Raw genomic sequence first — 13,189 nt, forward strand, 5'->3', positions numbered from 1 at the left:
CAATCGTGAACAGATTATTGAAAATGATTTATCTTATGAAAAAATATTGATGATCTTAAAATATCGACGGGTAAAAATATTAGTAATACATTCGGAATTTATAAAAATTATGTGGGCTGTTATTTTAAAATAATACAGGAAAAATTTTAAATGAATATGCTGAAAATATAAAATAGCTCCTATTGAAAACTGTCTATACAAGGTAAGCGAGATCGCAGATGAATTTGGAAGTAGAGAGAAAAGCCACCTGAACCTGTTTTTCAAAAAAACAAAAGGAATTACGTTTTCTGCATTCAGGAATGAATAGAGCTGTTATTTTAAAAAAAGACTTTTATTCTTTATCTTTGAAGATCTAATAAAAATTGAAGATGGTAGGAATTATTATGGGCAGCCAGAGCGATCTGCCGATCATGGAACAGGCTGCAAATTTTTTGAAAAGCCTCAATATTCCATACGAACTGACGGTAGTTTCGGCGCACAGAACACCGGAAAGAATGTTTGATTATGCGAAAACTGCAAAGGAAAGAGGTCTTAAAGTAATCATTGCAGGAGCCGGTGGAGCAGCCCATCTTCCGGGGATGGTAGCGAGCTGTACCACCTTACCCGTAATTGGAGTTCCGATTCTGTCCAGCAATTCTATTGACGGTTGGGATTCTGTACTATCTATCCTTCAGATGCCGGGCGGAATTCCTGTAGCAACGGTAGCTTTAAACGGAGCTTTGAATGCAGGGATCCTGGCGGTTAAAATTTTAGGAACCGGAAACCAGAAGATTGCTGAAGATCTTCAGAAATATCAGGACGCTTTGAAAGATAAAGTACTGGGTACCGTGGATGATATCAAATCAAAACATCCTAATCAGTACGATAAGTAGTATCAATTGTGAATAATTAATTGTGAATTTGCTGTATTTATGATCATGCATAGGCAAGTGAACTGCTAATTATTATAATAAAAAAACGCTCCAAATTGGAGCGTTTCTGTTTTATTCCTGGATCATATTGTCCCGTGTATTTTTCTGGACGGAGATGGCTCCGAATAGAGCGAGGAGAAATGCAAATGCATAAAATCCTTTTTCACTCGGAAGTATGGTGGCATTCCAGAGCCCAACTGCTAACAGCACGATGGAAGAAAGGGTGGCAAACCAGCAGATCCCGTAATAGATATCTGTTACCGGGATATTTTCCAGGCGGTCACGAACTGCTTTCTGCAGAGAAACTACGGCAAACAGGCCATAAAGAAGGATGGTAAAGTAATATCCTTTTTCATTCAGCAGCATTTCTGCTCTGGCAAGACCTACGATATAACCGACCATTCCTGCTCCCAATGCTACCCAAGATGCGGCTACGAATGCATTCGATACTCTTTGTTTTTTCATTAATTATATGTTTTGTTTAAGGGGCTAAATATATTCATTTTTTCTAAATTTAGCGGCTATGACAGAAAAATATGGGTAAAATACGGAGAAAGGGGTAATGGGGACTTCACTAGCCCCGATAGCAGCGGCTACCCCGCAGTATGCCTGGGCTTTGTGTGGTGCGAGGAGTAGGAGCGGATAGCGGGAAATAGCTTCTAAAAATGAAAACGCTCCGAAATGGAACGTTGTTCATTAAAAGTTAAGTCTTATTGTGTAATATATTCGTAATTGTACTGGACGTAATTGTTTCCATTGGTTTCTTTTCCAACCACCTGAACCGGGAGCTGAGCGCTGTTGTACTGTATAGTATAGGTAATATTTTGATTTTGAGTCCAGCTGCCGTCATTATTTTTATAGCTTAATCTTTCTGTTATATAATTGTTTTTGTTTCCGGAATAGGCTCTTTCCATCATGATTTTTAAATACTTGTTCATATAGGTGAACGGGTTTAATTTATCATCGTGAGAAAATTCTCTTTTATAAGCCGAGATTATTGATCCTCCGATGGTGGAAGTTTCCGTGGAAATATTGTCTCCGTTATAAGCATATGTGGAGGTACTTGGGTTGGAACAGTCTTCTGACTGGCAAAGGGTAGAAGAGATAAGTTTACCATTTGAATTATACGTGTACGTGCTTTTTCTGTTGAAATCCGGATTCGTATAGATGGCTTTGGTGTTAACTAATTGGTCTCCGCTATAGTTAAAAACAGTGTAATACTCCAGGGTTTGGCTGGGCGTGTAATAACTTATTTTTGTAGGTTTCCCACTATTATATTCGAAAACGGAAGCTCTTCCTTCGGACAGCATTTTCATGAGTTCTCCCTGATTGTTGTATTCGAATGTTGCTACACTGGTTTCAGGGTTAGACGGATTGTCATAGTAAACTGTAGTGATTTTACTTAACAATAGTTTTTGTTCTGCCGGATTATTTATACTATCATCGTCGCTGCTGCAGTTTGTAAGAATTGTAGCCGAGCTCATCAAACCCAGAAGGAAATACTTTTTCATGATTATTTTTTAATCTTCAAAAATAAGGAATACTTGCCATGTTTGAAAATGTTGTAAACAAAAAAATCCCACTATGTTGAATAATGGGATTGTATATATAGATTAAAATAAATCTTAGTATCTGTAGTACTCAGGCTTGAATGGCCCTTTTGCATCTACACCGATGTATTCAGCTTGTTCCGGAGAAAGAGTTTCCAGTTCAACGCTTAATTTTTTAAGGTGTAAAGCAGCTACTTTTTCATCTAAATGCTTTGGAAGCATATATACCTCGTTTCCGTATGCTGCAGAGTTGTTCCACAATTCGATCTGAGCCAAAGTCTGGTTAGAGAAAGAGTTAGACATAACGAAACTAGGGTGTCCTGTTGCACAACCTAAGTTTACCAGTCTACCTTCCGCAAGGATGATTACTTCTTTACCTTCAATCGTATAGATATCTACCTGAGGCTTCACTTCAGATTTCGTCTGACCGTAGTTTTTGTTTAACCAAGCCATATCGATTTCATTATCGAAGTGACCGATGTTACAAACGATCGCTTTATCTTTCATTTTAAGGAAATGCTCTCCTCTTACAATGTTGAAGTTACCAGTAGTTGTGATGATGATATCTGCGTTGTCTACAACAGTATCCAATCTTTTTACTTCGTAACCGTCCATTGCAGCCTGAAGAGCACAGATTGGGTCAATTTCAGTAACGGTAACGATAGAACCAGCTCCTCTGAAAGAAGCAGCAGTACCTTTACCTACGTCTCCGTATCCGCAAACTACCACTCTTTTTCCGGCAAGCATAAGGTCTGTAGCTCTTCTTACAGCATCTACTGCAGATTCTTTACATCCGTATTTGTTGTCGAATTTAGATTTAGTCACTGAATCATTTACGTTGATAGCAGGCATTACTAAAGTTCCGTTTTTCATTCTTTCGTACAGTCTGTGTACTCCTGTAGTAGTTTCTTCAGAAAGACCTTTGATATCTTTTGTGAATTCAGGGTATTTATCGAAAACCATGTTCGTTAAATCTCCACCATCATCCAAAATCATGTTCAATGGCTTTCTGTCTTCACCGAAGAATAAAGTTTGCTCAATACACCAGTCAAAATCCTCTTCATTTAAGCCTTTCCAAGCATAAACTGGAATTCCTGCAGCAGCAATAGCAGCAGCAGCATGATCCTGTGTAGAGAAAATATTACAAGAAGACCAGGTAACTTCAGCTCCTAAAGCTACCAATGTCTCGATAAGCACAGCTGTTTGGATCGTCATGTGAAGACATCCTGCAATTCTTGCTCCTTTTAAGGGTTGAGATGGTCCGTACTCTTCACGGATAGACATCAAACCTGGCATTTCTGCTTCGGCAAGGGTAATTTCTTTTCTTCCCCATTCTGCTAGGGATATGTCCTTCACTTTGTAAGGAACGTATTGTGTTGTAGTACTCATATGTAATGAATAAATTTAAATTCAGTTGATAACGAAATGCAAAATTACAATTAATAATTAAGATAAAAAAACGTTGGGTCAAGTCATAATTTATGAGATTATACATTACTTAAAATTATTTAGTCTTAATCTAAATAACTACTTTTGGTTCAGATAAAATTTTATACTATGAATCATACAAATACCCAGGAAGAAGCTAACAGAAAAGCAAAACCCGTAGTTCCAAAAGTAAAGGAACTGATAGAACGTACGAAAAGCGTTATTTTGGCAACTGTAGATGCAGAAGGAGTTCCGAATTCCAGCTACGCCCCTTTTGTACAGGTAAATAATACCTTATATATTCTGGTTTCTTTTATGGCCAAGCATACGAAAAATCTTGCGGACGGAAGAAAAACGTCTGTAATGTTTATTGAAGACGAATCTGCAACAAAACAAATTTATGCCCGCGAACGTCTGACTATTGAAGTAGAAGCTTCTCAGGTTGAAAGAGATTCTGAGACCTGGAACACCGTGGTAACTCAATTAAAGGAAACCCACGGAAAAGTCGTTGATGTTATTGCTGAAATGCAGGATTTCATCCTTATTGCTTTGCAGCCCGTAAAAGGTTCTTATGTAAACGGATTTGGAAGTGCTTATTTTGTGGACGAAAATCTTGAAATTCTTGAGCATAGAAATGATGTGAATCATCAGTCGAAATAAATAGGAAAGGGAGCTGGAAGAGGGAGGCTGGAGGTTATACCTGTTAAGCTAAGAGGCCGAAATACTTTTTAATAGGTTTTCTAACTAAGTTTACCTTTGTTTTTATTGACAAATATAAACTTCCTTCTTCCAGCTTCTATCTTCCGTCTCTCTTCATTTACTCCATTTTCTCTTTCCGCTTCTTTTTACTACTTTTATCGAATAAAAAAACAATGCCTCTTTACCGCGATTTTTCAGATGACAATGCCACGATTCTTGTATGGAAATATGACGAAAGCGAAGAACTTGATATCAACGAGCTTCTGGAAACTGAAAATGCCGAAAAGGTAAAAGACTATCATCCCAAAAAACTGCAGGAGGTACTCATGGTGCGTAAACTTCTGAAAGGATTAAAGCCCCACTCTAAAATTTTATATAAAGAAAGAGAACCCTTTTTATCGCCTAAAGACGCGGAAATTTCCATCACCCATTCATTTCCTTTTGCTGCCATAGCTGTTTCTAAAAATAAAATAGGGATCGACATCGAAAAATTCAACCCAAAAATTCTGAGGGTTATTGATAAATTCACCTACGAAAACGAAAGAGGATTCATTCCCGAAGATAACGCACCTGCTTTCTATACTATTATATGGAGTGTGAAGGAAAGTATGTACAAGATCCATCATTCGAAATACTGGTCTCTGAAAAAGAATTATGAAGTAAAGCCGTTTGAGCTCAAACACCTTCATAAAATAAGCTGCAGGGTTTATGACGACCAGTTTTCAGACGAGTTCAAAGCGAGAGTAGAGTTTTTTGATGACTATTGCTTTACGATTGTGGAGGAATAGGATCCGCTTCACTTCTGTATTTTTCTATCACCTTTCTCTGTTCTTTAGCAACATCATAAATCAGCTCCAGGATATCATGGATATTTTTGAGCTCTGTTAAATGTGAAATCTTATCAGGATCTCTTCGGTCAACAAGGTCATTTTCTCCGATCTCCGTCTTTCTTTTTGAAAGCATATCTTCAATAGAAGAATCTTCAGGTTCCAGACGACTTTCCATCTTTAAAGCTTCATTGATTTCGTTTCCATGTAGCAAAACAGAGGTCTGCTGCATTTCTGCTCCAATCTTTCGGCTCCAGCTTTCAGCATCTATTTCAGGATACTTTTCGTCATTTTTGGAGTATTGGGAAAGAGAGGCGGTATATGCTGTGATCAGGTGCGACGTTGCCACAAACTGATGCACCACTTCCAGTTTCTTCTGTTGGTTTTTGGGTTCAGAGATCATTCTTTGGAAATTGTCGGAAAGGTTAGCCAACGAAATGATTGCATTTTTCCGCTTCATTTTATAGTCTTCAATATCAAAGTCTCCTTCCAGAAATTTTGAAATAACACTCTCGAAATAGATGAGGTTGTCTGCAGCAGATTTCTTCATCAGATCAAGATTTTGAGTATGTTCCCATACAGGCAGAACGAGATAAGATACTGCAGAAGCAATCAATCCTGCGATCAATGTATCGAGGATTCTGTCTTTGAAGATCACATTTACATTGCCTGGATTTAAAAAATTAAAACTCAAAAAAACATAGATGGTCATGAACAGGACTGCCCAAAAATACCGGCCCTTCAGAAAACTGAAGCACATGATCATGCTCAAAAGCAGGATGGTAAACAGAATGCCGTTAATATGTATAAAATGCAGAATGGTATAGGCAATAACCGCTCCTGCAATGGTTCCGTATAAACGGAGAAGATTTCTTTTTTTAGTAATAGAGTAGGCCGGTTTCAATATGGCTGTAATCGTGATCAGGATCCAGTAGGTATGACCAAGGCCCAGAAGATCGAACATGGAAAAGATATATCCAACCAGCAAGGCCGTAGTAATTCTTATCGCATGTCTGAAATGAGACGATGAAAACGAAATATTATTCCTTAAAACCTTGAAGTTAAGTTTTTCTTCATTAGGCATGAATTTTTTTAAATCCAGACCTGTGGAAAGACTTTTCGCCAGTTTTACGTTCTGGGAAAACACTTTGTAGATCTCGTTGATTTCTTTTGTGATCTCATTAATGCGCATCAAAATCTGGCGAAGGACCATGAAATTTTCAAAATTATCCGGACTCATCTGCTTATTGCGCAGTTCGAAATAATGAGAATTAAGGTTTTTCAGCTCAAGTTCCAGATCAAATAAAGGTTTTGCTCTTGTTCCTATCTGAAGAGAGATTCCGATATTGGTAATTTCTTCTGCAAGAAGGTTGAGGTAATCATGGATGTTAACCAGAATCATGCTGTCTTCAAAACTTTGCTGCAGTTTCTGATAGTCGCTTTCAGAGGTCATCAGCTTTTCATGAAGGTCCATAGAATTCAGAAACATCAACATCAAAAGCCTGCTGGTCGTAGTTGATTCGTTAACGATGGTCCTTGTCTTGAAAACGGTTTCCCTGGTTTCTTCCTGAAGATTTTTGATTCCCACCTGCTTGGCGATCACCTGAATTGTTAGCTTGTCGAAATCGGGGTTTTTCTGATAATAATTCGCTTTGATCTTTAAGAATTCTGCGAGCTGGAGATAATTTTCCCCGATCATCTGCCCCGCTAGTTTATAAGGCTGAATGGTAGTCACTACAAGGAATATCAGCAGGAACCAGATACATCCGGATGCGAAGATCAGCAGACTTTTAAAGATATTGCCTCCCGTAAGGTGACCGTCGATAAAGATCGCCAGTACAACAAGAGATAATGAGCCTACCGCAGCAAGTCTCTGTCCGTAAACCCCGATTAAGGAGAAAAACATTCCGAAGGCAATGATCTCCAGCAGGACCAGAACTTTAAAATTCATCACCAGGCTGGCGATAAGTGCTACAAAGACAAAACAGAAAATAGCAAAGGTAAGTGCATTTCTTCTTCTGATAAAAGGACCGGGCTGATCACAAAGCGCTACAAAGCTGGTTCCGAGAGGAAATAGGAAGTATTCTTTCAGGATTCCGAAGTGGGCAAGGACTAAACAGGGCAGAACAGTTGCCAGTGTAATTCTGATTGCAGAATATACATATTGACTGGTAACGAATTTTTTGAGTTCTGCTGAATAGTTCATGCTACAAAATTAATTATTGAAAACAAGAAAAGCCTTATAAAGATGAGACTTTTGCAAACTTAAATATTATATTTCTGTAATAATTTACCAATTGTCAATTTGGATGGTTGTGCTTATGACGAATTTGGTATAACGAATTGTACTATTTGCCATATGAGTGTGAATGGTAAATTTTGCTTCGCAAGTGAAGAGTGAATCTGTAAGCATGAGAGAAAATTCACGGCGAAGCCAATTGACAGCGCAGCTAATTGTCAATTGACCAACTAATTGTTTACAAAAAAAGCCTCATAAAAATGAGGCTTTTTGATTTGAGGTATAAATATCTTAATTATCTACATTAGATGTTTCGTCACCAATGTTCCAGGTAAGACCGAAACGAAGGGTGTTATCCAAAGCAGTATTGATTTTTGACATGTTGATCAGATAAGAAATATCAAGTCCGAAAGAACGGTATTTCAATCCGATACCTGCTGTAGCGAACTGTCTTGCTCCCTGCTCTTCGCTTTCATGGAAGTAACCTGTTCTTACTGCAAATGCATTGTCATAAGAATATTCTAAAGCACCACTATACATGATACTGTTTTTATTTTTGAAAGATTTTCCAATACCGGCGATAGGTCCCACGTTTGGAATCTCATATCTTGGCTGTCTTGTATTAGGATCTATTCCTACATATTCTGATCCGGGAACCAAGATCTTCGAACCTTCTACGCTTAGCCCGATCTTGTTCATATCATCTAAATACATATCATATCCAAGTCCCAATCTTGCCATTGTAGGCAGATAAGATCTGGATTCTTCATTTCCGGTATAGTCTAATTTAGGACCCAGGTTCTGAACAGCGAAACCAGCGTTCACTTTTCCGTCATACCCTCCGAAACTTGAGAATCTTGGAGAAGTATAGTATCCTGAAACGTCTACTGCAAAAGAGTTGGCAGCTTTAAGAGTTGTATCTGTGTTGAAACCTCCGGCTAAATCAGAACGAATGAATCTACCGGTAACCGCCATTGAGTAAGAATCAGAAAGTTTCAGACCGTAAGCAACGTCGATAGAGAATTCGTTAGGTTTTGATGTACCCATGGAAGTTACCTCTGAACCTACTAATTGAGTAAGGTCTACTTCACCCATGTTGAAATAATAGATACTCGCAGAGATGGTAGATCTTTCTTCCTGTCCTAAGAATTTATGGAATGCACCATATAATAAAAATACGTCATTGGTAAGTTTCCCCATATAAGGCGTATAGTTAAGACCTACGGAAGAACTTGTTTTGCTAAAAGGATATTTTGCAGCATTCCAGAATTGTGAAAACGCATCCGGAGAGGTTACAACCCCCTGGTCTCCCATACCTCCAGCTCTTGCATCAGGTGCAATTCTTAGAAAAGGAGCTCCGGTCAATACTGGATTTATCTTACTTAAATCTTGCGAATAGCCTAAAAAACCAGCACTTAAACCAAATCCCAAAAGCAGTTTAGTAGTTAAATTCATATGTTGTCTTTTATATATTATCAGTTTTTTATAAAAATTGTTATCTATGTATTATTTAATTATTTCAAAAGTACCATTTTTTCTACAGCTGTAGCACTTCCTTTGCATTTTTCTTGATTTTGACTTTTTGCAAATATCTTAAAAATATACGTACCTTTTGCAACAGTTGACCCAAAATCGTCTCTTCCGTCCCATTCTATTGCCTGACGTGGTGTTCTAAAGCCCTGTAGGAACGGTTCTGCAACTACCGGCTGAGATAATGTTCTTACTAATTTTCCTGTTATCGTGTAAATCTGAACATTTACATCCAGAATATCATCGCAGTTATGTTCAAACTGGATGTACGTTTTATTGGTAAATGGATTCGGCCAGTTCAATGGTCTGTTAATAATCAGATGTTGATCAGCTTCATCCTTAACTTCAAAGTTTAACGTAGCAGTTGTCGAATTATTGTTTATGTCCCAAACTTTAAATGTTAATTGATGTTGTCCTATTGCCAGGTTTCTGAAAGGGTAGGTTACATTCCCTTTCTGGTAGTCGGCAAGACTAGGGTTCAGACATCCGTTTCCTTCACCTGAAGCAAAGAAGTCATTCAGAACAACAGTATTGATGATCTGGCCATCAAGATACACTGTAATATCGTGACCTACACCAGATCCGGTAGAGTTGATTCCTGTATCGTCTGTAACGCAAGCTAAAAGCATAGGGTTCTGATTCGTGATTCCACCGTCTGCAAAGTTTGTATTGTTCATATACAGTCTTACTTTTGGAGGTTCATTATCATTAATTCCATTTGGATTGATGTCTCCTACCTGTACAGCCTGATTGTTAAATACATCTGTTCCTTTGTTGTCAGCGTATCCCAATATTCTTCCTTGTCCTACAGCATAGTTGATATCCTTAGGAACATAGAATTCCACGTTGAATACTCCGTTTACTGCAGTTCCCGAAGCTTTAACGATAGCGCTTCCTTCTTCTGTATAGTCCATGACAGGAGATAGCACTCCGTCGTTATTCAGAGTCTTCTTATTTAATCTCTTATCAAAAATATTGATAGAAACCCTTCCGTTGAAAGTTGTATTAAGAGTTCCGTTAGGATTGTTAATATGCCCTTTCACTTTAATAAAGTCCAAACCTCTGATCAGTCCCGGAACCGGTGATTCAATACCATCGATCACAAGTTGTCTCTGAGGTCTGCTTAATTTCATAGCAGGATCACCAAGGAAGTTAACCTTCAGGTGATCAATATTGGCTCCTTTTTGTTTTTTAGCATTTAAATGAGCGTATCCTAAAGTTTCAAAATCATCATTGCTCAACTTGAAAATGTTCTTTGTATAAGTATCTGTAAAGAGACGCCCATAGTCTACCCCAATGGCACGGCTTGAGGTAATCATGGCAGCAGCACCTCCTTGTTTCAGTTTAATGAACTGTTCTCCCGCAGAAGAAGTACCCGGTTCATCCCATAATGTAAATTCACAAGTGATAGTAGATACAAATGGAAATCTGCTGTATACATTGGAGAAGTTATTAGAGTTCTGGATCTCTGTACTGGTCAACACCCTTTCCTGTGCCCATCCGCTGATACCTCCGTGTCCGAAATAGAATAGATACAAGCTGTTTCCGATGTCATTTGAAATAGCCTGAGTCACCTGAGGGAATCTTTGTCCCGCTGCAGTACTCTGAGCCTGGAAAGCATCCATATATAACTTTCTTACGTTGTATTCTTTTAGTTCCACCTGACCCGGTTGTTCAAAAATAGTTGACAGCGTATTATTCATTACTTCGTGGAAAGGACTTCCACCATCCTTATCATCATCTACAACAAAGTCAACCTTCATACGCCATTCTCCAAAAGGAGTGGACTGTCCAGGTAAAGCATTGTAATAGGCGAGCGTTTTGTTCATCATATTTCCAGCTTCAGTTACGTTAGCCGCCGGAATTCTTCCTACAGGAATATCCGGTAGATTGTTTTCAATGAACGCTGTGGTCTGGGGCTGCGTCATTACAATATAGTCATCCGTAACAAACGAACCCACAAAGTCTGCAGAATTCTCTCCCTGATAGCTGGAAACTATATTGGAATTACCGGAGATTCTGTTTTTATAATCATAGGAGGCATCTCCCAAAATAAATACATATTTAAGCCTGGCGCTGTTGTTGAGTTTTGTTACGAAATCTCTTATAGCAGTAAGATCTCTGCTTCCGCTTCCAAACTCGTTATAGATTTTAGTGGCATCTACGATTTCCACTGTATAATTATTTTTGGTCTGGTGATAGCTGGCTAGTCTTTGCGCCTGTCCCATCATTTCAGGAACAGTAATGATAAGATAATCTACATTCTGCAGCCCAGAAAGATTCTGATTGGCGATTCTTTCCACAAACTGAGGGTTATAAGCCGCGTCGGCACGGAAAGCAACAAATTCATTATTAAAATTGGGATCAGAGGTAAGATAACCGAAATTAAAGTTACCTGCACCTGCTTTGTTTACTCTCCTGTTGGCATTCGTAATATCAGTTACATCCCATACCTGCTCAAGGTTTGTTGCATTGGAAATACCGAAGCCATAATTGGTATTGGTTCCGCTGGCAAGTGAGAAATCCCTGAAACTCATCTGTGATCCATTGAACGTAAGATTTTCCTTATATTGTACTTCCACATAATCAAAGTGGAAAGTTCCATTCGGATTTAAAGAGATATTAGGAGAGTAGTTAAAGGTAATTTGGTTTCCATTCAGATTAGATATTGTACCATCGTATTTCAGCTGGTAAAAATCATAGCCATAGGTCGCGGTGTTGTCAGGTACATTCTGTGTGACCGGATTTAGATTATTGATTTTAAATTGTACAGTATTCTTCTGTGATCTGTAACCTACTACCTGAGTTCTGTATTTTATAATATCACCTGCCTGTATTGGCGAACTCGTAGTAAAAGTAACCACCTTATCCGTTGTGAATGGCGCTTCTTCTACCCAAATTCTTCCTACTTTTAAAAGATTCTTTTGGTCATTGTTGATCACCTGGTAATTATCATACCTTGTAATTAAAGCACCTGCCGGAAGATTGGCATCTACAGGCTGTACTCTTTTACCGGCACCTTTGTCGAAATTGATGAAATAGTATGAAAAGTCTTCGTAGATATTTTTCAGATTATTACTTTGGTCAGATCTCGTATCAGTTCTTTTGAAGCCGTTTCCGTTCGATTGATCATAAAGATTGTATCCGTTTGGTCCCTGAGCATAGAAAAGTGCGTAATCTCCGTCATTCCATACACCGTCATCTTCACCCACTACCTGAATGGCATTTTCCTGAAGTGCGCTGTACTTTGTATCCTGATTGTGTTCAGGAAGCATTACACCACCATTTCCGTAAATTCTGAAATTTTTAGGATTTACGGAAGCCGGGTTAATGCCGTTATCTTTTAAAAACTGTGTAGTAATTTTAAATACTCCTGATCTGTCTACTTTAATCTTATAAAAGCCGCCACTTGAAAGAGGGTTGGCTGTGCTTCCCACTTTGTTTGCACTTACAGATCCGAAATTGTTGGGAGAGGCCGTTTCAGAAATACTGAATGAGGAAAGTCTCTGGACACGCCCTTTTACATTCTTAAATAAAGATACACTGACACTCGCATATCTTTCTCCTTCCAGAGTGTAGTAAGCGATGTCGGCAATATCATAATCCGGTAATCTTCCTTTGTCAAGATCATAGAGATCTTTATTGGAAACACTTTCCCACGCCAGGTCGGAAACTTTCAGCTGCTTTTCTCCTATTTTTTGTTTAGTGATGATAAAAACGTTATTTTGGCTGAACGAAAAACCTTCATTTTTGAAATTTGGAAGAGTTAATTTTGTGTCACCAAAATCTTGGATTTTAGAGCCTTCCCATTCTATGGCTTTTCTCTGGGCCCAAAGTGTTGATACAAAAGAGAATAGTAATAAAAAGGTGATTTTTTGTTTCATGTTTATTATTGAAATTTCTGAATTACAAATAAAATGAAAATTTTAGAATTAAATTGTGATACAATAAAATTAATTTGTTAACGTTTTTCAAAAAAATCAAATGTTTACTTGATTTATTGAA

Annotated in this window: 9 protein-coding genes; 3 read left to right on the plus strand and 6 right to left on the minus strand. The window is 38.2% G+C overall.

Annotated features, from left to right (window positions below; all coding sequences use genetic code 11):
- The first annotated feature begins 368 nt into the window (after positions 1-368).
- Positions 369-872, plus strand: a complete 504-nt coding sequence (purE, locus tag NZD88_RS00415; RefSeq protein WP_259826557.1) for a 5-(carboxyamino)imidazole ribonucleotide mutase — start codon at positions 369-371, stop codon at positions 870-872.
- A 111-nt stretch (positions 873-983) separates the two neighbouring features.
- Here purE and yiaA read toward each other — a convergent pair whose 3' ends face one another.
- The 3 genes from yiaA to ahcY form a co-directional block, all read right to left on the minus strand.
- Positions 984-1,376 carry an inner membrane protein YiaA gene (yiaA, locus tag NZD88_RS00420; protein WP_169235075.1) on the minus strand — a complete coding sequence of 131 codons (393 nt, stop codon included), beginning with the start codon at positions 1,374-1,376 and terminating at the stop codon, positions 984-986.
- A gap of 245 nt (positions 1,377-1,621) precedes the next feature.
- Positions 1,622-2,422 carry a hypothetical protein gene (locus tag NZD88_RS00425; protein WP_259826559.1) on the minus strand — a complete coding sequence of 267 codons (801 nt, stop codon included), beginning with the start codon at positions 2,420-2,422 and terminating at the stop codon, positions 1,622-1,624.
- 114 nt (positions 2,423-2,536) lie between these two features.
- A complete protein-coding gene (ahcY, locus tag NZD88_RS00430; RefSeq protein WP_259826561.1) occupies positions 2,537-3,850 on the minus strand; it encodes an adenosylhomocysteinase in 1,314 nt (437 codons plus the stop codon).
- Between the two features lie 168 nt (positions 3,851-4,018).
- On the opposite strand from ahcY, the gene NZD88_RS00435 reads away from it, so the two are divergent.
- On the plus strand, positions 4,019-4,549 hold the full coding sequence (locus NZD88_RS00435) for a HugZ family pyridoxamine 5'-phosphate oxidase (protein WP_259826562.1): 531 nt from the start codon (positions 4,019-4,021) through the stop codon (positions 4,547-4,549).
- Positions 4,550-4,761: 212 nt separating this feature from the next.
- Positions 4,762-5,376, plus strand: a complete 615-nt coding sequence (locus tag NZD88_RS00440) for a 4'-phosphopantetheinyl transferase family protein (RefSeq protein ID WP_169235078.1) — start codon at positions 4,762-4,764, stop codon at positions 5,374-5,376.
- Here NZD88_RS00440 and NZD88_RS00445 read toward each other — a convergent pair.
- From NZD88_RS00445 to porU, 3 genes are all read right to left on the minus strand, one after another.
- Positions 5,357-7,621 (minus strand): FUSC family protein, encoded by a 2,265-nt coding sequence (locus tag NZD88_RS00445; RefSeq protein WP_259826564.1) that lies wholly within the window; start codon positions 7,619-7,621, stop codon positions 5,357-5,359. The genes NZD88_RS00440 and NZD88_RS00445 overlap by 20 nt on opposite strands.
- Positions 7,622-7,945: 324 nt before the next feature.
- Positions 7,946-9,109 carry a type IX secretion system outer membrane channel protein PorV gene (gene porV / locus NZD88_RS00450; RefSeq protein WP_259826565.1) on the minus strand — a complete coding sequence of 388 codons (1,164 nt, stop codon included), beginning with the start codon at positions 9,107-9,109 and terminating at the stop codon, positions 7,946-7,948.
- Between the two features lie 59 nt (positions 9,110-9,168).
- On the minus strand, positions 9,169-13,068 hold the full coding sequence (porU, locus tag NZD88_RS00455) for a type IX secretion system sortase PorU (protein ID WP_259826566.1): 3,900 nt from the start codon (positions 13,066-13,068) through the stop codon (positions 9,169-9,171).
- Positions 13,069-13,189: the final 121 nt, after the last annotated feature.

Origin of the sequence: Chryseobacterium pyrolae (assembly GCF_025153485.1) — a bacterium.
GTDB lineage: Bacteria > Bacteroidota > Bacteroidia > Flavobacteriales > Weeksellaceae > Chryseobacterium > Chryseobacterium antibioticum.